Genomic DNA, 24,456 nt, shown 5'->3' on the forward strand with positions numbered 1-24,456 from the left:
CCTGTCACTACCTTGTAACCCGACCAGCGGAACCTGGGCTTCCAGCCATGCATTGGTCACGAAGCGTGTGCGAGACCGCGATTCGTGCGCGAAGGTTCACTTCAGGATGACGAGCTTGTGATCCGCTGCTCACGACCCCATTGGGGTTGCGGGTAGGGTGTCCAAATCGTCTTGAGCGTTGAGTGTCGAAGATTATGACAACCGAGCGAGAATACGATCCCGAAGCCACCCTCGAGATGCCACGCCCGGTATTGATCGATCCGGCACTGGAAGAGGTGGATCCCGAGAAGACTTTGGTTCGCGAGGACTGGGAGAGCACGGTGATCCGTCGCGTCGCTCCCCATGTCGCTGCCGTGCAGAGCGCGGTCGGCGAGGATGCCGCCGCCGAGGCCCGCTTTGGTTGGGAGGCTCAGACCCTGCGCCTGCTGTCGCGCGCCGTGACGCGCGAGCAGGGCGAATGATTCAGCCGATACTGGCTTTGCTGGTACCCGCGGTCACATCGAACTGCTGACCGACCTTCAGCTCATGGCCCACCCCGCCGGTCAGGATCATGTTCTGACCGAACAGCACGCCGCGTAGATTCCGATCGAAGCGGAATTCCTTCAGCGCCTTGAGCGGCTCGTCACTGGTGCGCTCGCCGGTGATCTGATCGGTAGTCGTGACCACGCACCGATCGCAGGGCTTCACCACTTTCAGTCGCACGGCCCCGGCGACGAATTCATCGACACTGTCTTCGCCGAACGGCGGCAGCCCGTCCACCACGATGTTGGGACGGAAGCGGTTCATCGGCAGCGGCTGCTCCATCCGGCGATTCAGCTCATCGAGCGAGCCCTGCGAGATCAGCAGCCAGGGATAGCCGTCGGAGAATTGATTCAGGGCCTCGACCCCGCCGGTCCACTTGGCCTCGCTGGCGCGCTTGTGGCGCTTGTCGAAACGGACCAGTCGCGCGGGCTTGCCGAGATGCTCGGTGAGCCAGGCCGCAGCCTCGTCGCCGGCGTCGAAGGCCTGTGCCTTGTCGCGCCAGATCGTGACTTCCCGCTCCGGGCCCGTCATGTTGAGCGGCACCGACAGATCGGCACCGTTCGGCTTGCGCAACACCAGCTGATCGCCCGTGATGGCGGTTGCCACCTGCGCCAGCTGCGGACGTTCACGCTGCGTCAGGAAGCGGCCCTCGGGCGTGATGACCAGCCACTCGCGGTCGTGCTCGAAGCCGGTCTCGGTGAGGCGTGCCTGCGTGAGCGCAATTCCGCGACAAGACTTGACCGGATAGATATTGAGTCCCGTGACCTGGACCATGAGCTGGCGAACCCTGCGAAGGAAGGATTCGAAGCATAACTGGTTCGCACCGGGGCGGCACCGGTTGCCGGGCTGGAAGTGGTGCATACTCGTACGGATCCAAAACTCCAATATCACCTGGTGAACCTTGGTTTCATCCGCTGACTCAGCCCGGCCGCCCGCCGGCGGCCCGGCCTCGCAGGCCATCGACCTGGTGGCGACGGCCGTGGTGGAACATCCCGTCGAGAACCGGGCGGCGAAGCTGTTCCTGGTGCTCGCCGCGTTCCTGGTCTGCAATGCCATCATCGCCGAGTTCGTCGGCGTGAAGATTTTCGCGCTGGAGCCGACGCTCGGCCTGGAGCCGTTGAACTGGAATCTGTTCGGGCAGAGCGGCTCGCTGTCGTTCACCAGCGGCGTGCTGCTGTGGCCGTTCGTGTTCCTGATGACCGACGTCATCAACGAATATTTCGGCACGCGCGGCGTCCGGTTCATTTCCTGGCTGACGGTCGCGCTGATCGTTTACGGATTCCTGGCGGCCTACGCGGCGATCGCGCTGACGCCGGCGGGCTTCTGGGTCGCGGTCAACAGCGGGCGCGGCGTGCCGGACATGCAGGCGGCCTTCAGCAATATCTTCGGGCAAGGGATGTGGACCATCGCCGGCTCGGTGACCGCCTTCCTGATCGGTCAGTTGATCGACGTGGCGGTGTTCCACCGCATCCGGATGGTGACGGGCGAACGTTGGATCTGGCTGCGTGCCACCGGTTCGACGGCGGTGTCACAGCTGGTCGACAGCTTCGTGGTGCTGTACATCGCGTTCGTGATCGGCCCGCAGAAGTGGCCGATGTCGTTGTTCCTGGCCGTCGCCAGCGTGAACTATGTTTACAAGCTGCTGATGGCGTTCGCGCTCATTCCGCTGATCTACCTGACGCGCCAGGCCATCAAGGGCTACTTGGGAGCCCATACGGCGCAGCAGCTGGAAGCGGCGGCGCGCGTCGTTCGTTGAGGCGCGGCGCTCAGAACAGCAGGCGCGCCATTTCCTTGCGGGTGCGCGCCACGATGGGATCGGCGTCGCCGATCAGTTCGAATGCTTGCAGCAGGCTGCGGCGTGCCAGGTCGTCCTTGTAGCTGCGATGATTGCGCATCATGTCGAGCCACGTCTGCAGCGCCGGCTCGACGTCCCCGCCCAACAGCTGATGCACGGCGAGTGCATGACGCAAGTCGAGATCGTTGCCGTTGCTCCCGACTCGTTCACGTAGCGAGCGAACATCGGGATACGCGGCGACGATATCGCTGAAGGCGAGTATTGCCGCCAACCGTTTCACCGCGGCGTGATTCGGTTCGAGGCCTCGCAGGCGTTCGAGCTCGGTGCGTGCGCCGTCGAGATCGCCATCCAGCGCCCGCAGCTCGGCCAGTTCGGTCAGATAGGTGATGTTCTCGCGATCGCTCGCCAGCGCGGTTTCGATGATGGCCCGCGCCCCGGAGAAATCGCCCTGGGTTTTCAACGCCTGCGCGCGTTCCAGCGGTGCGTCGGAGCTGGTGGGCAAATGCTTGTCGAGCAGGCGCCGGATCTGCGCCTCCGGCACCACACCGACGAAATGATCCACCGAAGTGCGATCCTTGAACAACACGACGGTCGGCAAGCTGCGGATGCCGAGCTGCTGAGCCAGCTCCTGTTGCTCATCGGTGTTGATCTTGGCCAGGCGAAAGCGGCCACCGTATTCCCCGGCGAGGCGGTCGAGAATGGGCATGAGCTGCTTGCACGGCCCGCACCACGGTGCCCAGAAGTCGACCAGCACCGGCACGCGTGCCGAGGTCTCGACCACTTCGGCCATGAAGGTATCCGCGGTGACGACTGTCGTTTCCTGGCTCACTGAAATCCTCCGGTCAGACCGAAAATAATCGTCGGCTCAGACATTGAGTTCCTGGGCGGGAATTTCAAGCGATTGTGACAACGCCCGCTGTCGCCATCTACGTACAGCGGGTACCGCACTGCGTGTGTATACCGGGGTTCCCTGCCAGAAGAAATAAACCATGCTGTCGTCTCGGCAATACACCAATGCTCGGCGGCCCATCGCCGACGCCATCAATAGGAACTATCTCGGCGACGAGGAGCAGATCGTTCGCAGGCTGGCGGAGGCCGCGCGCGTCTCGGAAGGGCAACGGGCCAGAATTGCGAGTCGGGCGCAGGCGCTGGTCGAAGGCGTCCGCACGTATCAGGCGCGCAGAACCGGCCTCGATGCGTTCCTGCGCAAGTACGATTTGTCCTCGCAGGAAGGCGTGATTCTGATGTGTCTGGCGGAGGCGCTGCTACGCATCCCCGACGATGCCACTGCGGATCGCCTGATCGCCGACAAGATCAAAGCGGGCGACTGGGCTTCGCACCTGAGCGATGCCGAGTCGCTGTTCGTCAATGCGTCCACCTGGGGCTTGATGCTCACCGGTCGCATCGTTCGTCCCAGTGATTCAGATATGCACGACCCGCGCGGCGTGCTGGCGCGTATCGCGGGTCGCATCGGTGAGCCAGTGTTGCGAGGCGCGTTTCGTCAGGCCATGCGCATCATGGGCCATCAGTTCGTCATGGGCCGCACGATCGAGGAGGCACTGGATCGTTCCGTCGGTGCCGAGAGCAAAGTGTATCGTCACTCGTTCGACATGCTGGGCGAGTCGGCGCTGACGACTGGGGATGCCCTGCGCTATCTGAAGGCCTATCACGAGGCGATCCAGAAGATCGGCGCGCACTCCAGCAAGCTGTCGGCGATCGAGCAGTCGCCGGGCATTTCGGTGAAGTTGTCGGCGTTGTTCGCTCGCTATGAATTCGCGCAACGCGCGCGCGTGCTCAAGGAGCTTGCGCCGAGGCTGCATGAGCTGGCGGTTGCGGCGAAGGCGGTCAACATTCCATTGACGGTGGATGCGGAGGAGGCCGAGCGGCTCGAGCTGTCGCTGGAGTTGATCGAGTACGTCGCGCAGTCGAGGGAATTGCAGGGCTGGGATGGGTTCGGCCTGGCCGTGCAGGCTTATCAGAAGCGGGCGATCGACGTCATTCGCTGGCTGAAGGCATTGGCGCAGTCGAACGGCCGGCGCTTGAACGTTCGCCTGGTGAAAGGCGCGTATTGGGACAGTGAGGTCAAACGCGCGCAGGAGCGAGGGCTGTCGGGCTATCCGGTGTTCACGCGCAAAGTGAATACCGACGTTTCCTATATCGCCTGCGCTCGCGAGCTGCTTGCCTCGGGCGGCGAGATCTATCCGCAGTTCGCGACGCATAACGCCCAGACGGTGGCGACCGTCATCGAGCTGGCGGGCGAGAAGGGGCGGAAGTTCGAGTTCCAGCGTCTGCATGGCATGGGCGAGGAGCTGTACGAGCAGATCGTCGGCGATCACAAGCTCGGCATTCCTTGCCGCGTGTATGCCCCGGTGGGTTCTCACGAAGACCTGCTGCCGTATCTGGTGCGCCGTCTGCTCGAGAACGGGGCAAATACGTCGTTCGTCAATCGCATCGTCGATGAGGAGCACGCGGTTGCCGACATCGTTCGCGATCCGGTGCTCGAAGTGTTTTCCTTGAAACAAATCTCGCATCCGCGCATCCCGTTGCCGCGCATGTTGTACGGCTCGTCTCGATTGAATTCCCTGGGGGTCAATCTCGCCGATCCGGCGGAGCGTGAGCCGCTGCTCGCGAAGATCGAACAAGCCGCTCAGCAGCGGTGGGTGGCCGGTGCCATCGTCAAAGGTCAGTTGCTGGGCGACGGTGGCGTCGAGGTGCGCAATCCGGCGAATCGGAATGAAGTCATCGGCACCGTCAAAGACGCGGATGCCGCGCTGGTCGACAAGGCGCTCGCGGCAGCGGTCCCGGCGCAAGTGGAATGGGATGCGGTGCCCGCGACCGAGCGCGCGGAAATATTGGAACACGCCGCGGATCTTTATGAAGAACGCATGCCGGAACTGATCGCCTGTTGCGTGCGAGAAGGCGGCCGCACGATTCCGGACAGCATTTCCGAAGTTCGTGAAGCCGTCGATTTCCTGCGTTACTACGCCGATCGCGCGCGCCATGAGTTCGGCGCGGGAATTCGCCTGCCTGGGCCGACCGGTGAGAGCAATGAGTTGAAGTTGCGCGGTCGCGGAGTGTTCTGTTGCATCAGTCCTTGGAACTTCCCGCTCGCGATCTTTACAGGCCAGATTGCCGCCGCGCTCGCTGCTGGAAATTCGGTGCTCGCGAAGCCGGCGGAACAAACGCCGCTGATTGCGACGCGTGCCGTTCAAATCCTGCTGGAGGCGGGCGTGCCGCCGGACGTTCTGCATCTGTTACCCGGAGACGGAGCGACGGTGGGTGCGCGCATCGTTGCGGATCCGCGCGTCGCGGGCGTTGCGTTCACGGGCTCGACCGATACCGCGAAGTTGATTCACCGCTCGCTCGCGAATCGAGAGGGTGTGATTCCGGTGTTGATCGCGGAGACGGGCGGCCAGAACGCCATGATCGTCGACAGCTCGGCGTTGCCTGAACAGATCGTGCTCGATGTCGTGCAGTCGAGCTTCAACAGCGCGGGCCAGCGCTGCTCGGCGCTGCGTGCGTTGTATGTGCAGGAGGAGATTGCCGACCGTGTCGCTGAGCTGCTCGCCGGATATATGGAAGAGCTGACGCTCGGCGATCCGATGTTACTGACGACGGATGTCGGGCCGGTGATCGATCCGCCCTCTTGCGACATGCTCCGGGCCCACGCGGAGAAAATCACGCGCAAGGCTCGCTGGAGTCATGCTTACAAGCTGCGTCCGGAACATGAGCAGGGGACGTTCTTCGCGCCGGCAGCGGTGGAGATCGAAGCGCTGTCGCAGCTGACGGGCGAAGTGTTCGGCCCCATCGTGCACTTGATCCGCTATCAGGCGCATCAGCTCGACAAGGTGATCGAAGCAGTCAATGCGACCGGCTTCGGCTTGACGCTTGGCGTGCACACTCGCGTCGATGCGACGGCTCGTTACATAGCCGCACGGGTTCGCGCCGGCAATGTCTACGTGAATCGAAACATGATCGGCGCCGTGGTTGGAGTGCAACCGTTTGGGGGCCGCGGGTTGTCGGGCACGGGCCCGAAGGCCGGTGGACCCTACTACCTGCATCGCTTCGCGACCGAGCAAACCGTGACCGTCAATACCGCGGCGGTCGGCGGCAATGCCAGCTTGCTGACCCTGGCCGGAGAGTAACCGGCCCGATCTGCAAAGTTCTTTGCCCGGATGGTACGGCCGGGCGGCGGCGCCGGGACTACCGTGACAGTGCCGGAAAAACGGCGCTGATTCGTCTTCAGTTGCATGTCCGGCAACACCTTCCTGTTCGACGTCTTCATGGCCTGCCGGGCCCGCCTCGCGCGGGTCGTGTCGCGCATCGTGCCGCCTCACGAAATCGAAGACATCGTCCAGGAAACCTACGTCCTGGTGTGCCAATCCAAAACCAGCCGGGACATCACGCGGCCGCTCGGCTTCATGGTGAAGACCGCCCGCAACCTGGCGCTCGATCACATCAAGCGCGCTGAATGGCGGCTGGCGTCCTCGCTCGACGAGCAGATGGAAGCGTTGCTCGAGGCTGGCGCCGACGCCACTGACGACACGTTCAAACAGGCTGCATCGGATGAGGAGTTCGCCCGCTTTTGCGAGGTCGTCAGGCAGTTGCCGGTGCAGTGCCGGCGCGTCTTCGTGCTGAAGAAAGTCTACGGTTACTCGCAGAAAGAGATCGCTCGCGAGCTGGGCTTGAGCGAACACACCGTCGAGAAGCATGTCGCCAAGGGGCTCGAGATCTGCGCCCGGCACCTCCTGGCAAGCGATGCGGCGAATGACAGCATGGACACCGCAAAGAGGCGGGCCGCCACGAGGGCGCGAGGATGAGCAACGTATATCGTCTTCCCGGTTCCCGCGGGATCTCTCCGGCTGCGCTTCCTGGGTCGCACAGCCTTGAGGGAGAACCGGCCGCTGTGGCCGGCGAGGCCAGCGAATGGATCGCGAGAATCGATCGCGGTCTGTCGGCAGTGGAGCAGCAGTCGCTGGAAGAATGGCTGGCTGCCGATCGAGCCCACGTCGTCGCCTTGATGAAGCTGGCCCGCGTCTACGACAAGCTCGACTCGATGGGGCGGCTGGCGGATCTGTTTCCCAGGCCGGAAGCACGCCCGCGTCGCTGGCTCCTGCCTGCTGCCGCTGCCGCATCGCTGCTCATCCTGATTGGCGCCGTGAGCGTCCTCGCCTGGCGCGCCACAGAGGCCCCTCACAGCGCAATGACGGCTGCGTTGGAGATTGCCGCCGGCGAGCAAACATTCTCGACGCCCGTGGGCGAGCACTCCACGATCCGTTTGCCCGACGGCTCCAGTCTGACCTTGAACACCGATACGCGCGTTCGCGCGCGCTTCACGGCTCGAACGCGCGAGTTGTTTCTGGATCGAGGCGAGATGCATCTGCAGGTGGCGCATGAGCGCGATCGCCCGTTGAACGTCTATATCGGCGACCGTTTCGTGCAGGCGGTCGGCACCGAATTCAATCTGCGCATCGCGAACGATCAGCGGGTGGAACTGCTGGTCACCGAAGGCAAGGTGCTGGTCGGGCTGCGCGGCGAGTTGCCATCGACGACCGAGCGCATGCCGGGCGTGGTTCCAGCGGGCAAGTCGGTGAAGCTCGCCAGCGCCGGCGATCTGCTGGTCGTGAACGATGCGTCGCCGGGCGACGCACGGCATCTGGCGCCGGAAGAGATCGTCGTTCGCTTGTCCTGGCGTGCCGGCAATCTGGTGTTTCGTGGCGAATCGCTCGCGGAGGCGCTCGGCGAGATCGAGCGCTACACGTCCGTGGAATTCATCATCTCCGATGAGCGCTTGAAACAGATCCGCGTCGCCGGCCTGTTCAAGACCGGCGACGTGGAAGGCCTGCTCAAGACGTTGCAGGAGAACTTCAACGTCAGTTACCGGCGCGTGGGCGATGACAAGATCATTCTCGCCAGCGCTCCTCAGACTGTTCTTTGATACGTTTCCTCGCGATGACATGGCGGAAAATTCCAGCACAGTCGTCCTTGGTTGCAGCGTGCGTGACGCACGCCGCTGAGGAAGACCGGAACGAATTGCAGCGATGCCTGGCCAGCATCGTGCTCGCGCTCGCCACGACGATGCTGTCGGCGGCAGCGTGGGCGGGCGAAACCATCGCCGGCAAGCGGGTCGCTTTCGATATTCCTCGGCAAAGAGCGGATCAGGCGCTCATCGAATTTGCTGAGCAGGCGGATGTGACCTTCATGTTTCCTTATGAAGTGTCGCGGGACCGGACGACCAACCAGGTCGTCGGCGTCTATGCCGTGGCCGAAGCGATAACGCTGCTGCTGCGGGATACAGGATTGCATGCCGAGTTCGGTGTCGATGGTGCATTGACCGTGAGTAAGGGGTCATCGGCTCCGGCTTATCGCCGGGCCGACCATGCAACGAGAGACGACACCATGGGCGCGAGCAAACAAAGAATTTCCTTCCTGGCACGAGTCACCGGCGCGGTGGGCTCGCTGTTCTCCCTCGGCGCGGCGGCACAGGTCGCCGACAACGAGACGACCAGAGTGGAGCCGACGACGGTCGAGGAAGTCGTCGTGGCGTCCTCACGCATCACGCGCGAAGGCTTCAATGCGCCCACGCCGACGACCATCCTCGGCGCGGAGGAGCTGCAGAACAGTGCAGTCGTCAACGTCGCCGATCTGCTCAACGAATCGCCGGCGTTCAGCGGCTCGGTCACACCGTCCACCACGGTGGTCAACTCACAGAACGCCGGTGGCAACTTTCTGAATCTGCGCGGCCTGGGATCGGCGCGCACCCTGGTGTTGTTGAATGGGCGGCGCCACGTGCCGACGCGCGTCACGGGCTCCGAAGTCGACATCAACGTCATTCCTTCGGCATTGCTGGAGCGTGTCGAAGTCGTTACGGGCGGCGCTTCGGCGGCCTGGGGCTCGGATGCGGTGGCGGGCGTCGTGAATCTGGTGCTGCGGACCGATCTCGACGGTTTCGAAGGCAAGCTGCAGTCCGGTATCTCCGAGCAGGGAGACAACGAAGAGACGCTCGGCACGCTCGCGTTCGGTACCGGCTTTGCCGGCGGACGCGGGCATTTCACTGCCGCGGCTGAAATGTCACGTAGCGAAGGCGTGTCGCCGCAAACCTCGCGCGATTGGGCGACGGGCGCCTGGGGCATCGTTGCGAATCCAGCTTACGCACCGGGCAACGGACAGTATCGTCAGTTGATCGTCAGCGGCTACGGCATGTCGAACGGCGCGCTCGGCGGCTTGATCGTGAACGGCCCGTTGCGTGGCACGCAGTTCGGCGCCGGCGGCGAGCCGATTCCCTATAACTACGGCTCGTACGTCGGCAGTCAGTACATGGCGGGCGGCGATGCCGTGTGGCTCGGTCAGAACATCGCGATCAAGATTCCGGTCGATCGCGACAACGTGTTCTCCAGCGCACATTTCGATCTGACCGACAACCTGCGTGTGTTCGCCGAAGCCTCGTATGCCACGTCGACGACCGAGAGCGATCTGGTGCCGACCTACAGTCTCGGCGCCACCACGATCTATCGCGACAACGCGTTTCTGCCGCAGTCGATTCGCGATCGGATGGCGCCCGAGAATCTGAATCTGACCTCGTTCCTGCTCGGCCGCTTCGATTACGACCTGCCATTGATCACCACCGATATCGAGACGACCACGCGTCGCGGCGTGCTCGGGCTGCAGGGCTCGTTGGGCGAGTGGAAATGGGAACTGGGCTACCAGTACGGCAAGAGTCGCTACGATTCGAAACTGCACGGCAATCGCATTCGAACCAACTACGCGCTCGCCACCGATGCCGTGCTCGATCCCGTGACCGGCCGCATCGTGTGTCGCTCGACGCTGACCGATCCGACCAACGGCTGTCAGCCGATGAACGTGTTCGGCGTGGGATCGCCGTCGCCGCAGTCCATCGCTTATACGACGGCAACGCAGTGGCTCGATGCGTACTACACGCAGCGTGCGGTCGACTTCAGCGCGCAAGGCCCGCTGTTCAACACTTGGGCGGGTGAGGTGTCCGCGGCCTTCGGTGCCGGCTATCGCAAGGAAGAGTTGAGCTCCGCGGTGGATGCGCTGTCCGCGAGCAACGCATTCCTGATCGGCAATCCCAAGGCCAACTCCGGTTCGTTCGACGTGAAGGAAGCGTTTGCGGAGGTGGTCGTGCCGCTGTTGTCCGGCCGCGCCTGGAGCGAATCGCTGGAGTTCAACGGCGCCGTGCGTCACACGGACTACAATCTCAGCGGCAAAGTCACCACCTGGAAGGGCGGCCTGTCGTGGCAGATCAACGATCAGGTTCGTCTGCGAGGCACGCGCTCTCGTGACATTCGAGCGCCGAATCTCGCCGAGCTGTACACGCCGTATCAGCTGAGCCTGGGCAACATCATCGATCCGGCGACCAACGTTCAGGCCAACACCTACTTCATCACCACCGGCAATCCGAATCTGGATCCGGAGGAGGCCGATACCACGACGTTCGGCATCGTGTATGAGCCGTCATGGGCGAGCGGCCTGCGCACGTCGGTGGATTTCTATGACATCAAGGTCGCGGGCGCGATCTCGACCATCAGCGGACAGAACATCGTCAATCGCTGCTACTCCGGTGCCGCGCACCTGTGCGCTCTGATTACCCGCGATGTGAGCTCGGGCGTGATCACGCAAGTTGCGCTCAGTGCAGTGAATCTCAGTGAGCTGACGACGCGCGGCGTGGATATCGAGCTCAGCTACGACCTGCCGCTGTCCGTCGGTAAGCTCGGGATGCGATTGTTGAGCACGTATGTCGATGAACTCGCGACCAGCGATGGCATCACGACCATCGATCGCGCTGGCGACGTCGGCGCCGGGCACGGTGGCGTGCCGCATTGGAAGGCGCAGGCGAGCCTGACGTACACGCTCGATCCCATCACCGCGAACGTCGAGGGTCGTTATATCGGCGGCGGCAAGTACGACAACACCTTCGGCCCGTACGACATCAACGACAACACCATCGGCTCGGTCTTCTATCTGGACACGGCCTTGCGCTACGCGCTCGACGCGGACGGTCGCATGGAAGTGTATGGACGCATCCAGAACCTGCTGGACAAGGATCCGCCGATCAACGTTTATAACTTTTCACAATCCATGGCCACCAACTTCGCGCTCTACGACGTGATCGGACGCTCGTATGTCGCGGGAGTGCGTTTCAAATTCTGATGCTGGAGAAAGCGCCTTGACTGTTGCCAATATCACACGTCGTTCAAGAGTCGCCCTGGTGGTTGCGCTGGCTTTGGCCAGCGCCTCATGCAGCCGCGAGAGCGTGCCGGCGTACGACATCGTCGTCGCCGGCGGCACCATCTATGACGGCTCGGGCGGTGAGCCGTTTGTGGGCGATGTGGGCGTGAAGGGCGATCGCATCGTCTACGTCGGCCCGAAGGCCGAGGGAGGGGCGAAGCAAGTGATTCAGGCGCAGGGCAAGGCGGTGGCGCCGGGCTTCATCAACTCCATGAGCCACGCCACGTATTCGCTGCTGACGGATCGCTCCGCCGAGAGCGATCTGCGCCAGGGCATCACGCTCGAAGTCATGGGCGAAGGCGGTTCGCCCGGTCCGCTAACCGAAGCAATGGCGGCGAAGGCGATGGCGGATTCCTCTCCGCCACCGCCTTTTCAATGGCGCACGTTTGGTGAGTACATGGAAGGCGTGGAGAAGCTCGGCGTTTCAGTGAACTTCGCCGGCTGGGTCGGCGCGACCACGGTGCGCAGCTACGTGCTCGGCGATGAGCATGTGAAGCCGACACCGGAACAGCTGCAACAGATGGGCCAGCTGGTTCGTGGAGCGATGGAAGAGGGCGCGCTCGGGTTGTCGACGGCGCTGATCTACTTGCCCGGTTTGTTTGCCGATGTTGACGAGCTGTCGTCGCTGGCGACGGAGTCGGGGAAGTGCGGGGGCATGTATGTGAGTCACATGCGCAGCGAGGGCGATCATTTCATCGAAGCATTGGATGAGCTGATCGAAATCGCCCGCCGCTCGCAGGCGCCCGCCGAAGTGTTTCACCTCAAGGTCGGCGATCCCAAGAACTGGCCGAAGATGGAGGCGGCGTTGAAAAAGATCCGCCTGGCTCGCAAGCAAGGGGTGAGGATCACGGCCGACATGTACACCTATCCGGCGTCCGGGACCGGCATGACGGCGTCGATGCCGCCGTGGGTGCAGGAGGGCGGGCCGGAGAAATTCCGCGCGAGATTGAAGGATCCGAAGATTCGTGCGCGGGTGATTGCTGAAATGCGGGAGCCGGTGACGGATTGGGAGAATGTCATGCGCGGCGCCGGTGGCGCGAAGGGCGTGATGCTGGCGTCGTTCAAGAATGAGTCGCTGCGGCCTTTGATCGGCAAGACGCTGGCTGAAGTCGCGCAGATGCGAGGCGTGAGTCCGGAGGAGGCGGCGCTGCAGCTCGTCGAGGAGGATGGCAGTCGCGTCGGGGTCTTCTACTTCACCATGAGTGAAGACAATCTGAAGATGCAGATCCAGGAACCGTATGTTTCCTTCGGCTCGGACGCGCCGGCGGTGACGGCGGCGGGCGAGGTGTTGAAGTCCGGCGCGCATCCGCGCACGTATGGAACGTTCGCGCGGGTGTTCGCCAAGTTTGTTCGTGAGGATAAGTTGCTCACGGTGCAGGAAGCCGTGCGGCGGTTGACCAGTCTGCCGGCGGCGAATTACTCGCTGTCCGAGCGGGGCTCGCTGAAGAACGGATACTTCGCCGACATCGTCGTGTTCGACCCGGCGACCATTCAGGACCACGCGACCTACGTCGATCCGCACCGCTATTCCACCGGTGTGTCCGATGTGGTCGTGAATGGTGTGCCGGCGCTGGCGAACGGCGAGCCGACCGAGGCGCGGCCCGGTCGTTTCGTTCGCGGGCGGGCATGGACGGGGCACGAGGGCGGAGGATGCAAGGCGTCGGCGACTGAGTGGAGCTGGGTGGGATAACGCAGCAGCTATCGTATTCTCTGCTGAGTTCACGGGTCCGGACTGAAGCGGCGTCGGTGGTTCGCATCGCCGGGGCGGGGTATCTCCCCCGGCACCGCGCTCGCCCGTCGCACATTGTGCTCCGAGGCGCACGTCCCTGATGTGCGCTGATACGAAAACACGTCCCTGTATTTTCGAATCTGCCGGGAGGAGATACCCCGCCCCGGCGATGCCGAGATGTTCGTTTGAATTGACGCAGCCCCGGAAGCGGAGCTGTGGCTACGCTAACCCGCCAGGTCCTCGAACTCACCCGACACTGCATCGCCGGCCAGTTTCTTGAACGGCCGGCGCTTCTGCTCGAATCGCTTGCGCGCATCCGGCTCGGATAGCGCGGTGTCGAGTGCGGTGTTCATCTCATACACGTTCGTGTCGTAGCCCGCTTCACGCATCGCGCGCGTGAAGGCGTCGACGTGGGCGGCGCCGGCTTGATAGACCATCGGCGCGAACTCCGGATCGATCTCCAGATTGTCGGGATCTTCGAACGATTGCTGGCAGCCGGCCACGTCGGTCGCGTGATAGTTGCGACAGGTCTGTGGGCGGGCTTCGTAGATGGAGCAGCGGCCGGCGCTCAGGAACGGGCATTTGACGTTGTGTCGCATGCGCTCCATGTCATCCAGGCCCTTCAGTGCAGTGCTATTCGCGCGCACCTCAGAAAAAATGCGCGCCTTCTCCTCGGCGGGCAGTGAGCGTTCAACGAAGTCCAGGATGGTGAAGACTTCGACCCCACGGATATCCACGCTGAAATGACAGCACCAGGTGCAGCCTGCGCGACAGGCGAGCGTGCTGACATCGGGTGCCGCGGCGATTCGGGCATCGTGACGGAGGCGCGAGTTCTCGTATGCCTGCACGACACCGAGCTCGCGAATCTCACGCTGAGCGAGCTGCTGTTCCTCGGCGAGCACGCCGAGTACGAAAGGAACGTCGAGGGAAATCTCCATGAGAGAAGAGCTGCTTCTGATAGCCCCTCTGCCTGGGCAGAGCGGCTGGGGTGAGGGTCAACGAGCGAGCCCGTTGACGCGGTGTCAAAGTAAGGAGCTGCAGCTAACAACTGCTGCAGTTCTTCGGATAATCCAGCTCGGCATTCACGCCGCTGTCCCATTCCAGCTCGCTCCAGTCCTTGATCTCGAACTCGACCGTATAGATCGCGCAGGTCGGCATGTTGTCGATCTCGCGCTCGGCCGAGACCCGGTCGGCGAACTCCGTCAGGCCGGGGTTGTGGCCGACGATCATCAGGTGCGGCACCTTCCCGCCGAGCTCGCGGACGACTTCCTTCAGCACCTTGGGCGACGCCAGATACAACCGCTCATCCTGCCGCATCTTCGCTGCCGGCAAATGCAGCTCACGCATGAAGATCTGCGCCGTCGTCAGCGCTCGCACCGCTGGGCTCGTGATCACCAGATCCGGCTTGAGCTTGCGCTCGCGCAGCCGGCGCGCCATCTCCGGCGCATCTTTCTGGCCGCGAGGTTCGAGCATGCGATCCCAATCTTCCTGACCCGAATGCTGAGCTTCGGTCTTGGCATGGCGAAGCAGAGTGAGGCGCATGGCAATCCTTGGTGGCTTTGGCCTTAGTCGGTTTCGATCTCGACCATGCCGTCAGTGACGCGGGTCGGGTAGGTGCGCACGGGCTCGTAAGCAGGTGGCGTCAAGGCCGCGCCGGTGCGCAAGCAGAAGCGGGCGCCGTGGCGTGGGCAGATGACGACGTCGCCGTCGACCGCGCCGCCGGCCAGCTCGCCGCCATCATGGGTGCAAAGATCGTCGATGGCGTAGAACGTGCCGCAGATATTGAACACGGCGATCAGTTGAGCGTCGATCTCGGTCTGCGCGTAGTCGCCTGGCGCAATCGACGCCGCCGGAGCCACGGGATGCCAGCTCATTACATCATTCCTGTCTGCAGGCGCGCCGCTTCCGACATCATGGTCTGATTCCAGGGCGGGTCGAACACCAGTTCGACATCGGCGCGCGACACCGTCGGCACCAGCTCGACTTTGTCTTTGACGTCCTGCACCAGTACTTCACCCATGCCGCAGCCCGGCGCGGTGAGCGTCATCTTGATGTCGGCAACGCGAGTGCCTTCGGGCGTGTGCGTGATGTCACACGAATACACCAGCCCGAGCTCGACGATGTTGATGGGAATTTCCGGGTCGTAGCAGGTGCGCATCTGATCCCACACCAACTGTTTCACGTCGTCGTCGGTGGCGTCGGGCGGCAGCTCGGGCGCGAGACTCGGCTCCTTGCCGAGCGCGTCCGCGTCCTTGCCGGGGATGCGAAACAGGTTGCCCTCCACGTAAACCGTGAAGCTGCCGCCGAGGGCTTGAGTGATGAAGCCTGTCTTGCCTTCGCGCAGGGTCACCGGGATGCCGGCGGGCACCATGATGGCTTCGACGTCGCGCTGTAGGGTTACAGGTTCGTTGTCGTGGCTGTGCATGAAAAGAACTAACTACTCTGTAGTCACTGGTTCGGCGGCGCGGTCCAGGGCTGCATTCAAGGTATGCCAGCACAGGCTGGCGCATTTCACGCGGGCCGGAAACTCGCGTACGCCGGAGAGCGCGGCGAGCTTGCCGAGCTTCGACGGATCCACCGCTGCATCGTGCTGAGTGAGCAGCGCGTGCACGTCTGCAAACAATTCCTTCACTTCCGACCTGGTCTTGCCTTTCACGGCTTCGGTCAGCAACGACGCGGACGCGACCGAGATCGCGCAGCCGGTGCCTTCGAATTTCACATCGGTGACATGCTCGCCTTTCAGATTGGCATACACCGTCAGCCGATCGCCGCACAGCGGATTGTGGCCGTCGGCGTGCACGTCGGCAGGATCGAGCTTGCCGAAGTTCCGCGGATGGCGGTTGTGATCGACGATGACGTCGCGATAGAGATCTTTCAGGTCCATGTCGTCAGCCCAACACTTTGCGAGTGTGTTCGAGCGCGGCCACCAGCCGGTCGATTTCCTCGCGCGTATTGTAGAACGCCATCGACGCGCGCGCCGTCGCCGGAATCTTGAAGAAGTCCATCACCGGCATGGCGCAGTGATGACCGGTGCGGATCGCGACTCCCTCGGTATCCAGAATGGTGCCGATGTCGTGCGGATGAATGCCGTCGAGCGTGAACGACACGACCGCCGCCTTTTCCGGCGCCGTGCCGACGATGTGCAAGCCGGGCAGGGCGCTCAAACGCTCGGTCGCATAGTCGAGCAGCTCATGCTCATAGGCAGCGATGCGCTCCATGCCGATCTTTTCCAGATAGTCGATGGCCGTCGCCAGTCCGATCGCGCCGGCAATGTGCGGCGTGCCGGCTTCGAACTTCCACGGCAGCTGATTGAATGTCGTCTTCTCGAACGACACCGACAGGATCATGTCGCCGCCGCCTTGCCACGGCGGCATTTTCTCCAGCAGTGCCTGCTTGCCGTACAGCACGCCCATGCCGGTCGGGCCGAGCATCTTGTGGCTGGAGAAGCAATAGAAGTCGCAGCCCAGTGCCTGCATGTCGACCGGCGTGTGCGGGATGGCTTGCGCGCCATCGAGTAACACGGGCACGCCGTGCTGTTTGGCGACCTTGATGAACTTCTCGACCGGAACGATGGTGCCCAGCGCATTGGAAACATGCGCCAGCGCCAGCAAGCGCGTGCGCGGGCCGATGAGCTTCTCGAACTCATCGAAGTCGACGATACCCTGCTCATTGATCGGGATGACCTTGAGCACCGCGCCGACCTGTTCGCGCAGCATCTGCCACGGAACGATGTTGGCGTGATGTTCGAGCGCGCTGATCAGAATCTCGTCGCCGGGCTGGAAGCCGGGACGCAGGAAGCTCTGGGCCACCAGGTTCACGGCTTCGGTCGTGCCGCGGACGAAGACGATCTCCTTGGTGTCGCGGGCATTGATGAAGCGACGGATGGTTTCGCGAGCGCCTTCGTACGCGTCGGTGGCGCGCTGGCTCAGCGTGTGCACGCCACGATGCACGTTGGCATGATCGTGCTCGTAATAGCGCGAGATCGCCTCGATCACGGACTTCGGCCGCTGACTCGACGCCGCGTTGTCCAGGTACACCAGCGGTTTGCCGTTCACCGTCTGGTGCAGGATGGGAAAGTCGCGCCGGATGGCGGCGACGTCGAGCGCAGTCGCGCTCCGCGTGGCTGTCACAGCAGCGTTCATGCTTTGGCCTCGTTCGCTAGCTTGAACCGCTCATCGATCTGTTTCTCGAGCGCGGCGCGCACCGGAGCGAGATCGATGGTCGAGAGAATGGATTCGGCGAATGCCCGGATCAGCGCGGCGCGGGCGTCGGATTCCGACAGGCCACGCGAGCGCAGATAGAAGAGGGCGGTGGCATCGAGCTGACCGGTCGTCGCGCCGTGACTGCATTTCACGTCGTTGGCGTAGATCTCCAGCTCGGGCTTGGTATCGATTTCGGCGGTGGCCGAGAGCAGCAGATTGCGGCTCGACTGGCGGGAGTCGATCTTCTGCGCATCCGGGCGGACGATGATCTTGCCATTGAAGACGCCGCGTCCGCGCCCGCCGGCGATGCCGCGATAGTCTTCTTCGCTGGTCGTGTGCGGGGCGATGTGATCCAGATGCGTATGAGCGTCCAGATGCTGATTGCCCATCGGTGCGAACAATCCGAACAGCGCGGCGTGCGAGCCGGCGCCTTCCAGCAGTCCGGTGATGCCCGTCCGGCCCAGGCTCGCGCCGAGCTGGATGTCATGAACGCAATAGCGGGCGTCCTTCGCGAGCCTCGTCTGGATGTGGCCGATGTGGAACGCGCGGGGCGCTTCCTGCTGAACCCGGAAGTGCGCGATCGCGCCACCCGCAGCGACTTCGAAGCGAGTGACCGAATTCGTGAAGTATTCAGTCTCGTTCGCGCCCAGGTAATGCTCGACGATCGTCGCGCGGCTGTTGCGACCGGCACGAACCACGATGCGCGGATGACTCATCCGGCCCGCCGCTGCGGTGGTCGATTGGTGCACGATATAGATCGGCTCGTCGAGGATCGTATTGTCCGCGAGATTCACCACGACGCCGTCTTCAAAGAACGCCAGATTCAACTGCTCCAGCGCGTTGCCGGTGAGCTGATCGTGTTCCTTCAAGTAACTGGCGACGGCGGCAGGGTCACGTTGCAACCATTGTTTGAGCGTGAGCACGGTGACGCCCGGCGGCTGTGCCGTTTGCGACGATAGGGCAGGCAGCCAATGACCATTGACCAGCGCGATCCGTGTGCCCGTCGTGGTCAGCCAATCGGGCTGGTGCGCGTCCAATGCGGACGCATCGGCGGACGTGAACGAGCGCGTTTCCAGGCGGCGCAGGTTGGTGTACTTCCAAGCCTCGTCACGCTGCGTCGGAAAGCCAGTCGACAGGAACCGATCGAGCGCGGCTCGACGCAGCGCTGTCAGCTCGTCATTACCTTGCCATCGCGCATCGAACGCGGCTTGGTACCGTTCGACCGGCGCTGCAGTGGCTTTTGCGTCAACGGCGCTCACGCCGCGGCCTCCTGCTTCACCCAGTCGTAACCGCGCTTCTCGAGCTCCAGCGCCAGCGACTTGTCGCCGCTCTTGATGATCTTGCCGCCGGAGAGCACGTGGACATGATCCGGTTCGATGTAGTCGAGCAGGCGCTGGTAATGCGTCACCAGCACGATGGCCCGGTCCGGGCTGCGCAGGCTGTTCACGCCGTTGGCGACCACACGCAGCGCGTCGATGTCCAGGCCCGAGTCGGTTTCATCGAGCAGCGCGAGCGAGGGCTCGAGCACGGCCATCTGCAGGATCTCATTGCGTTTCTTCTCGCCGCCGGAGAAGCCTTCGTTGACGCCGCGGTTCAGGAAGCTCTCGTCCATCTGCATGAGCTTCATCTTCTCGCGCACCAGCGTGAGGAACTCGAACGCGTCCATCTCGGACTCGCCGCGATGTTTGCGAATGGCGTTGAGGCCGGCTTTCAACAAATAAACATTGTTCACGCCCGGGATTTCGACCGGGTACTGGAACGCGAGGAACACACCTTCACGCGCGCGCTCTTCGGGCGACAGCGAGAGCAGGTCCTTGCCTTTATAAGTGACGCTGCCGCCGGTGACGGTGTAGCCCTCGCGACCCGCGAGTACCTGCGCGAGCGTGCTCTTGCCCGAACCGTTCGGACCCATGATGGCGTGCACTTCGCCCGCGCCCACTTCGAGGTCGAGGCCGTGGAGCACCTGCTTTTCGCCGGCGAGCGCGTGGAGATTCTTGATACTGAGCATGATTAAAACTGCGATTCCAGGTTGGCGATGGCTATCGAGTCGACTGTCAGCCGACTGAACCCTCGAGACTGACGGCCAGCAGGTTCTGCGCTTCGACGGCGAACTCCATCGGCAGTTCCTTGAACACGGCCTTGCAGAAGCCGTTGACGATCATGTTCACCGCGTCCTCCTCGGAGATGCCGCGGCTCAGGCAATAGAACAATTGATCGTCGCCGATCTTCGACGTGGTGGCTTCGTGCTCCACGCTCGCGGTCGGCGTGCGGACTTCCATATAAGGGAAGGTGTGCGCGCCGCACTTGTCGCCCATGAGCAGCGAGTCGCACTGGGTGAAGTTGCGCGCGTTGATGGCACTCGGCAGCACCTTCACCAGACCGCGATAGGCATTCTGGCCATGACCGGCGGAAATGCCCTTGCTCACGATGGTGCTGCGGGTGTTCTTGCCGATGTGAATCATCTTGGTGCCGGTGTCGGCCTGCTGATAATTGTTGGCCACGGCCACCGAGTAGAACTCGCCGACCGAGTTGTCGCCGGTCAGGATGCAGCTGGGATATTTCCAGGTGATGGCCGAGCCGGTCTCGACCTGAGTCCAGCTGATCTTGGAGTTCGCGCCCCGGCACTCGCCACGCTTGGTGACGAAGTTATAAATGCCGCCGACGCCGTTCTCGTCGCCCGGGTACCAGTTCTGCACGGTCGAGTATTTGATCTGCGCGCCTTCCAGCGCGACCAGCTCGACGACTGCCGCGTGCAGCTGATTCTCGTCGCGCATCGGCGCCGTGCAGCCTTCGAGGTAGCTCACATGCGAGTTCTCCTCGGCGACGATGAGCGTGCGCTCGAACTGACCGGTCTTGGCCGCGTTGATGCGGAAGTAGGTCGACAGCTCCATCGGGCAACGCACGCCCTTGGGCACGAACACGAACGAGCCGTCGGTGAACACCGCTGAGTTCAGGGCCGCGAAGTAATTGTCGGTGTGGGGCACCACGCTGCCGAGATACTTCTCGATCAGCTCGGGGTGCTTCTGCACGGCCTCGGAGAACGAGCAGAAGATCACGCCAGCCTTGTTCAAGCGTTCCTTGAACGTGGTCGCGACCGACACGCTGTCGAACACCGCGTCGACGGCCACGCCGGCGAGGCGGGCGCGCTCGTGCAGGGGAATGCCCAGCTTGTCGTAAGTCTCGAGCAGCTTCGGATCGACTTCTTCCAGGCTCTTGGGCGCATCCGTCTTGGGCTTGGGCGCCGAATAGTAGGAAATCGATTGGTAGTCGATGGGCTGGATGCGCAGGTGCGCCCAGTGCGGCTCTTTCATGGTCAGCCAGTGCCGGTACGCGCGCAGGCGCCAGTCGAGCATGAACTGCGGCTCGCCCTTTTTGCGCGAGATGAGACGAATGACGTCCTCATCCAGGCCGGGCGGCACGGTGTCGGATTCGATGTCCGTGACGAAGCCGTGCCGGTACTTCTGGGCAACCAGAGCTTCAAGAGTCGGATCGGTTTGCGGATTGCTTGCCATTGCTAACTTCAACCCAAAAATTATTCGTGCGAGACGCGCAGCCGGGTGAGCGGCACGGTGGTCGTCGTGACTCCGCGCGGCGCACCGGCCAGCTCGGCGAGCGAAATGTCGGTGAGCGCGCGACGGATCGCGGCGTTGACCTTCTGCCAGGTATGACCGACAGCGCATTTCGACTCGATGCCACAGGTGCTGTGGGAGCCGCTGCATTCGGTGATGGCGAAGGGCCCTTCGAGCGCGTCCAGGATGCGGGCGGCGGTGATTTCACCGGGCGGCTGGGCCAACTGGTAGCCGCCGTGACTGCCGCGCGTGGAGGTGACCAGACCGCTCCGTTGCAGCTTTTTCAGCAGCTTGCTGACGGTCGGCAGGCCGATATGAGTGGCCTCGGCCACCTCGGCGGCCGTCCACAGGCGGTCCGGCTGCCCGGCGAGGCGGGCCAGGATCACCGTGCCGTAATCGGTCAGCTTGCTGATGCGAAGCATGAGGGTTCTGTAAAGGAGGTCCGAAGAGGATATGGGACCATTCTAGTCCCAATACAACCGTATGACCACCCCGTGACACTCTTGAGCTTGGATTGCGTCGATTTTACCCGCTGGAAACCGGCGCCGGGCCGGATAGTCCAACGTTGTCGTTCCAGTACAACATGTGTATCGGCCGGAGCTGAAGGCGATTTGCTATCCTACGCGCCCCATAACTTGAGGCTTGCCGTCGCATCGCGCGCAAGCTCACCCCTGACGGTGGAGGATCGTATGAATCGCACTGAGCTCGAATCGATTGCGCGCGCAATGGTTGCAAAAGGCAAAGGCATCCTGGCGGCTGACGAATCCAGCGGCACCATCAAGAAGCGCTTTGACAGCATCCAGCTCGAATCGACCGAGGAAGCGCGTCGTACCTATCGCGAAATGCTGTTCACGACGCCGGACGCGGCGAAGTACATCAGCGGCGTCATTCTTTATGATGAAACCCTGCGCCAGAAGACCAAGGACGGCACGCCGTTCTCGCAGTACCTGACCCAGCTCGGCATCGTCCCGGGCATCAAGGTCGATGCCGGCGCCAAGCCGCTGGCCGGCTTCCCGAACGAAACGATCACCGAAGGCCTCGACGGCCTGCGTGAGCGCCTCGCCGAATATCACAAGCTGGGGGCCCGTTTTGCCAAGTGGCGCGCCGTGATCGACATCGCCAAGGACATCCCGACCCGGTTCGCGATCGACGCCAATGCGCACGCGCTGGCCCGTTACGGCGCGCTCTGCCAGGAAGCGAACATCGTTCCGATCATCGAGCCGGAAGTGCTGATGGACGGCGATCATTCGATCGAGCGTTGTGAGGAAGTGACCAGTGCCGTGCTGCAGTCGGTGTTCGAACAGCTGGATTCACACCGCATTCATCTCGAAGGCATGATCCTGAAGCCCAACATGGTCATCTCGGGCAAGAAGAACACCTCCCGCGCGGGCCGCCAGCAGGTTGCTGAAGCCACCGTGCGCACGCTGAAGCGTTTCGTGCCGAGCGCCGTGCCGGGTATCGCGTTCCTCTCCGGCGGTCAGAGCGCTGCCGAAGCCTCCGAGCACCTGAGCCTGATGAACAAGCTCGGCAATCTGCCTTGGGAGCTGACCTTCTCTTACGGCCGCGCCCTGCAGGACGAAGCTCTGAAGGCGTGGGGTGGCAAGGCGGATCAGTTCGCTGCCGGCCAGAAGGCGTTTGGTCGTCGCGCCCGGTTGAATGGCGACGCGCGCAACGGCACTTACACAGCCGCTTCGGAGCAGGCTGCTTAAGCCTGGCATAAGTATGGGCGCAGACAATGCATCGCGTGTTCATATCGGGGTCGTGAATGGTCTCTGCTGTTAGCACCGATGTGTCTGCCGCCCAACGCTCCACCGCCGCCGAATCGCTCATCGAGATTCGGGATGTGTCCTATTCGGTCGGCGGCCGGAGCATCTTCTCCGGCCTGAACCTGTCGATTCCGCGCGGCCGGATTACCGCGCTCATGGGGCCGAGCGGCACCGGTAAAACCACGCTGCTGCGTTTGATCACCGGCCAGATCAAGCCGACCAGCGGCACCATCCTGTTCGACGGCATCAATGTGTCGTCGCTCAAGACCCGGGATCTGTTTGCGCTGCGCCGGCGCATGGGCATGCTGTTTCAGAACGGCGCGCTGCTCACCGACATGAGCGTGTTCGAGAACGTCGCGTTCCCGTTGCGCGAACATACCGATCTGCCCGAATGTTTGATCCGCAACATCGTGCTCACCAAGCTGCAGGCCGTCGGCTTGCGAGGCGCGGCGCAGCTGATGCCGGCCGAGCTGTCGGGCGGCATGAATCGTCGGGTCGCGCTCGCGCGCACCATGGCGACCGATCCCGAAGTGCTGATCTACGACGAGCCGTTCACCGGTCTGGACCCGATTTCGATGGGCATGATCGTGCGACTGGTGCGTCACATGAACAGCGCGCTTGGAATTACCAGTATCGTCGTCTCACACGACGTGAAAGAGCTCTCCGAACTGTCCGACACCAGTTACATCATCGCCGGCGGCAAGGTCGCGGCGTCGGGCGAGCTCAAGAACCTGAAAGGTCATCAATCCGACATCGTCAACCAGTTCGTCAACGGACTGCCGGACGGGCCGGTGCCATTTCATTATCCGGCGGCTGACTACTACCAGCAGCTGCTGGGGTCCGAAGCATGAAATTACTGCGAGAGCTGACGGACAACGCGGGCGATTTCGCGGCGACCGTCGGCGGCGTCACACTGTTTCTCGGCCGCGTGCTCGGCCAGGTGCCGCGCGCGTTGATGCGGCCGTCGCTGGTCATCGATCAGATCCACAACGCCGGCGCGCTGTCGCTGGTCATCATCATGACTTGCGGACTGTTCGTCGGCGCCGTGCTCGGCCTGCAGGGGTATGACTTGTTGTTACGTTTCGGTTCGGAAGACGCGCTCGGCACGGCCGCGGCGCTGGCGCTGATCAAAGAGCTGGGGCCGGTTATCACTGCATTGCTGTTCGCCGGTCGCGCCGGCACCGCGCTCGCCTCCGAAATCGGCTTGATGCGTGCCACCGATCAGCTGACGGCAATGGAAATGATGGCAGTCGACCCGATCCGCCGCGTCATCGCGACCCGTTTCCTGGGCGGCTTGATCGCGATGCCGTTGCTCACGATCATCTTCATCGCCATCGGCATCTTCGGCGTGCAGGTCGTCGGCGTGCAATTGATGGGCGTGGACTCGGCCTCGTTCTGGTCGCAGATGCGCTCGAGCGTCGATTTCGATGACATTTTCGAAGGCCTGCTCAAAGGCTGTGTCTTCGGCTTCGCCTGTAGCTTGATCGCGGTGTACGAAGGCTACACCGCCGAGCCGACCGCCGAAGGCGTCGGCCGTGCGACTACCCGCACCGTGGTGATTTCCGCGGTACTGACCCTGATGCTGGATTACATGCTCACAGCCTTGTTGCTGTGATTGCGGAGC

22 protein-coding genes are annotated in these 24,456 nt (G+C 63.0%); 10 read left to right on the top strand and 12 right to left on the bottom strand.

What is annotated here, in order from left to right; translation table 11 throughout:
- Positions 1-194: 194 nt before the first annotated feature.
- Entirely contained in the window at positions 195-461 is a 267-nt protein-coding gene (locus EKO19_RS15525; RefSeq protein WP_129777273.1) for a hypothetical protein, read from the top strand.
- A gap of 1 nt (position 462) precedes the next feature.
- On the opposite strand, the gene EKO19_RS15530 is transcribed toward EKO19_RS15525, so the two are convergent.
- Positions 463-1,296, bottom strand: a complete 834-nt coding sequence (locus EKO19_RS15530; RefSeq protein ID WP_175597062.1) for an MOSC domain-containing protein — start codon at positions 1,294-1,296, stop codon at positions 463-465.
- A 193-nt stretch (positions 1,297-1,489) separates the two neighbouring features.
- Here EKO19_RS15530 and EKO19_RS15535 point away from each other — a divergent pair, with 193 nt between their 5' ends.
- A complete protein-coding gene (locus tag EKO19_RS15535; RefSeq protein ID WP_129777275.1) occupies positions 1,490-2,278 on the top strand; it encodes a queuosine precursor transporter in 789 nt (262 codons plus the stop codon).
- A 10-nt stretch (positions 2,279-2,288) separates the two neighbouring features.
- Here EKO19_RS15535 and trxA read toward each other — a convergent pair whose 3' ends face one another.
- The gene (gene trxA, locus EKO19_RS15540; protein ID WP_129777276.1) at positions 2,289-3,146 is read right to left on the bottom strand and encodes a thioredoxin; all 858 of its coding nucleotides are present in this window, start codon (positions 3,144-3,146) and stop codon (positions 2,289-2,291) included.
- 160 nt (positions 3,147-3,306) lie between these two features.
- On the opposite strand from trxA, the gene putA reads away from it, so the two are divergent.
- The 5 genes from putA to EKO19_RS15565 all read left to right on the top strand — a co-directional run bounded on the left by putA (position 3,307) and on the right by EKO19_RS15565 (position 13,256).
- Positions 3,307-6,462: a bifunctional proline dehydrogenase/L-glutamate gamma-semialdehyde dehydrogenase PutA gene (putA, locus tag EKO19_RS15545; RefSeq protein ID WP_129777277.1), complete on the top strand. Its 3,156-nt coding sequence runs from the start codon at positions 3,307-3,309 to the stop codon at positions 6,460-6,462.
- A gap of 105 nt (positions 6,463-6,567) precedes the next feature.
- Positions 6,568-7,137, top strand: coding sequence for an RNA polymerase sigma factor (locus tag EKO19_RS15550; protein ID WP_129777278.1), 570 nt, complete (start codon positions 6,568-6,570; stop codon positions 7,135-7,137).
- Positions 7,138-7,223: 86 nt separating this feature from the next.
- Positions 7,224-8,255, top strand: a complete 1,032-nt coding sequence (locus tag EKO19_RS15555; protein ID WP_175597063.1) for a FecR family protein — start codon at positions 7,224-7,226, stop codon at positions 8,253-8,255.
- Positions 8,256-8,317: 62 nt separating this feature from the next.
- Positions 8,318-11,488: a TonB-dependent receptor gene (locus EKO19_RS15560; RefSeq protein ID WP_175597064.1), complete on the top strand. Its 3,171-nt coding sequence runs from the start codon at positions 8,318-8,320 to the stop codon at positions 11,486-11,488.
- 58 nt (positions 11,489-11,546) lie between these two features.
- The gene (locus tag EKO19_RS15565) at positions 11,547-13,256 is read left to right on the top strand and encodes an N-acyl-D-amino-acid deacylase family protein (RefSeq protein ID WP_217705370.1); all 1,710 of its coding nucleotides are present in this window, start codon (positions 11,547-11,549) and stop codon (positions 13,254-13,256) included.
- 263 nt (positions 13,257-13,519) lie between these two features.
- On the opposite strand, the gene EKO19_RS15570 is transcribed toward EKO19_RS15565, so the two are convergent.
- The 10 genes from EKO19_RS15570 to EKO19_RS15615 form a co-directional block, all read right to left on the bottom strand.
- Positions 13,520-14,233, bottom strand: a complete 714-nt coding sequence (locus EKO19_RS15570) for a YkgJ family cysteine cluster protein (RefSeq protein WP_129777281.1) — start codon at positions 14,231-14,233, stop codon at positions 13,520-13,522.
- A 103-nt stretch (positions 14,234-14,336) separates the two neighbouring features.
- Positions 14,337-14,837 (bottom strand): SixA phosphatase family protein, encoded by a 501-nt coding sequence (locus EKO19_RS15575; RefSeq protein WP_129777282.1) that lies wholly within the window; start codon positions 14,835-14,837, stop codon positions 14,337-14,339.
- 23 nt (positions 14,838-14,860) lie between these two features.
- The gene (locus EKO19_RS15580) at positions 14,861-15,169 is read right to left on the bottom strand and encodes a Rieske (2Fe-2S) protein (RefSeq protein WP_129777283.1); all 309 of its coding nucleotides are present in this window, start codon (positions 15,167-15,169) and stop codon (positions 14,861-14,863) included.
- Positions 15,169-15,720 (bottom strand): putative Fe-S cluster assembly protein SufT, encoded by a 552-nt coding sequence (gene sufT / locus EKO19_RS15585; protein ID WP_129777284.1) that lies wholly within the window; start codon positions 15,718-15,720, stop codon positions 15,169-15,171. The genes EKO19_RS15580 and sufT overlap by 1 nt, the downstream gene beginning before the upstream one ends.
- Positions 15,721-15,732: 12 nt before the next feature.
- Entirely contained in the window at positions 15,733-16,179 is a 447-nt protein-coding gene (gene sufU, locus EKO19_RS15590) for a Fe-S cluster assembly sulfur transfer protein SufU (protein ID WP_129777285.1), read from the bottom strand.
- Positions 16,180-16,183: 4 nt separating this feature from the next.
- Complete coding sequence (locus tag EKO19_RS15595) at positions 16,184-17,437, bottom strand: cysteine desulfurase (RefSeq protein ID WP_129777286.1); 1,254 nt, start codon at positions 17,435-17,437, stop codon at positions 16,184-16,186.
- Positions 17,434-18,756, bottom strand: a complete 1,323-nt coding sequence (gene sufD / locus EKO19_RS15600) for a Fe-S cluster assembly protein SufD (RefSeq protein WP_157995275.1) — start codon at positions 18,754-18,756, stop codon at positions 17,434-17,436. The genes EKO19_RS15595 and sufD overlap by 4 nt, the downstream gene beginning before the upstream one ends.
- Positions 18,753-19,505 (bottom strand): Fe-S cluster assembly ATPase SufC, encoded by a 753-nt coding sequence (gene sufC, locus EKO19_RS15605; RefSeq protein WP_129777288.1) that lies wholly within the window; start codon positions 19,503-19,505, stop codon positions 18,753-18,755. The genes sufD and sufC overlap by 4 nt, the downstream gene beginning before the upstream one ends.
- A gap of 46 nt (positions 19,506-19,551) precedes the next feature.
- Positions 19,552-21,009, bottom strand: coding sequence for a Fe-S cluster assembly protein SufB (sufB, locus tag EKO19_RS15610; protein ID WP_129777289.1), 1,458 nt, complete (start codon positions 21,007-21,009; stop codon positions 19,552-19,554).
- A 20-nt stretch (positions 21,010-21,029) separates the two neighbouring features.
- Positions 21,030-21,488 carry an SUF system Fe-S cluster assembly regulator gene (locus tag EKO19_RS15615; protein WP_129777290.1) on the bottom strand — a complete coding sequence of 153 codons (459 nt, stop codon included), beginning with the start codon at positions 21,486-21,488 and terminating at the stop codon, positions 21,030-21,032.
- Between the two features lie 267 nt (positions 21,489-21,755).
- Here EKO19_RS15615 and EKO19_RS15620 point away from each other — a divergent pair, with 267 nt between their 5' ends.
- The 3 genes from EKO19_RS15620 to mlaE are packed head-to-tail and all read left to right on the top strand — an operon-like array spanning position 21,756 to position 24,447.
- On the top strand, positions 21,756-22,775 hold the full coding sequence (locus EKO19_RS15620; RefSeq protein ID WP_129777291.1) for a class I fructose-bisphosphate aldolase: 1,020 nt from the start codon (positions 21,756-21,758) through the stop codon (positions 22,773-22,775).
- 56 nt (positions 22,776-22,831) lie between these two features.
- Positions 22,832-23,683: an ABC transporter ATP-binding protein gene (locus EKO19_RS15625; protein WP_129777292.1), complete on the top strand. Its 852-nt coding sequence runs from the start codon at positions 22,832-22,834 to the stop codon at positions 23,681-23,683.
- Positions 23,680-24,447: a lipid asymmetry maintenance ABC transporter permease subunit MlaE gene (mlaE, locus tag EKO19_RS15630; RefSeq protein ID WP_129777293.1), complete on the top strand. Its 768-nt coding sequence runs from the start codon at positions 23,680-23,682 to the stop codon at positions 24,445-24,447. Before EKO19_RS15625 ends, mlaE begins: the two co-directional genes overlap by 4 nt.
- The last annotated feature ends 9 nt before the right edge of the window (positions 24,448-24,456 follow it).

The sequence above is a fragment of the Peristeroidobacter soli genome, from assembly GCF_004138485.1.
GTDB lineage: Bacteria > Pseudomonadota > Gammaproteobacteria > Steroidobacterales > Steroidobacteraceae > Steroidobacter > Steroidobacter soli.

Excerpts from the sequence above, each read along its gene's own strand:
- EKO19_RS15525 (WP_129777273.1), top strand. The coding sequence starts at position 195 with ATGACAACCGAGCGAGAATACGATCCCGAAGCCACCCTCGAGATGCCA.
- EKO19_RS15530 (WP_175597062.1), bottom strand. The coding sequence starts at position 1,296 with ATGGTCCAGGTCACGGGACTCAATATCTATCCGGTCAAGTCTTGTCGC.
- putA (WP_129777277.1), top strand. The coding sequence starts at position 3,307 with ATGCTGTCGTCTCGGCAATACACCAATGCTCGGCGGCCCATCGCCGAC.
- EKO19_RS15550 (WP_129777278.1), top strand. The coding sequence starts at position 6,568 with ATGTCCGGCAACACCTTCCTGTTCGACGTCTTCATGGCCTGCCGGGCC.
- EKO19_RS15570 (WP_129777281.1), bottom strand. The coding sequence starts at position 14,233 with ATGGAGATTTCCCTCGACGTTCCTTTCGTACTCGGCGTGCTCGCCGAG.
- EKO19_RS15575 (WP_129777282.1), bottom strand. The coding sequence starts at position 14,837 with ATGCGCCTCACTCTGCTTCGCCATGCCAAGACCGAAGCTCAGCATTCG.
- EKO19_RS15580 (WP_129777283.1), bottom strand. The coding sequence starts at position 15,169 with ATGAGCTGGCATCCCGTGGCTCCGGCGGCGTCGATTGCGCCAGGCGAC.
- sufT (WP_129777284.1), bottom strand. The coding sequence starts at position 15,720 with ATGCACAGCCACGACAACGAACCTGTAACCCTACAGCGCGACGTCGAA.
- sufU (WP_129777285.1), bottom strand. The coding sequence starts at position 16,179 with ATGGACCTGAAAGATCTCTATCGCGACGTCATCGTCGATCACAACCGC.
- EKO19_RS15595 (WP_129777286.1), bottom strand. The coding sequence starts at position 17,437 with ATGAACGCTGCTGTGACAGCCACGCGGAGCGCGACTGCGCTCGACGTC.
- sufC (WP_129777288.1), bottom strand. The coding sequence starts at position 19,505 with ATGCTCAGTATCAAGAATCTCCACGCGCTCGCCGGCGAAAAGCAGGTG.
- sufB (WP_129777289.1), bottom strand. The coding sequence starts at position 21,009 with ATGGCAAGCAATCCGCAAACCGATCCGACTCTTGAAGCTCTGGTTGCC.
- EKO19_RS15615 (WP_129777290.1), bottom strand. The coding sequence starts at position 21,488 with ATGCTTCGCATCAGCAAGCTGACCGATTACGGCACGGTGATCCTGGCC.
- EKO19_RS15620 (WP_129777291.1), top strand. The coding sequence starts at position 21,756 with ATGAATCGCACTGAGCTCGAATCGATTGCGCGCGCAATGGTTGCAAAA.
- EKO19_RS15625 (WP_129777292.1), top strand. The coding sequence starts at position 22,832 with ATGGTCTCTGCTGTTAGCACCGATGTGTCTGCCGCCCAACGCTCCACC.
- mlaE (WP_129777293.1), top strand. The coding sequence starts at position 23,680 with ATGAAATTACTGCGAGAGCTGACGGACAACGCGGGCGATTTCGCGGCG.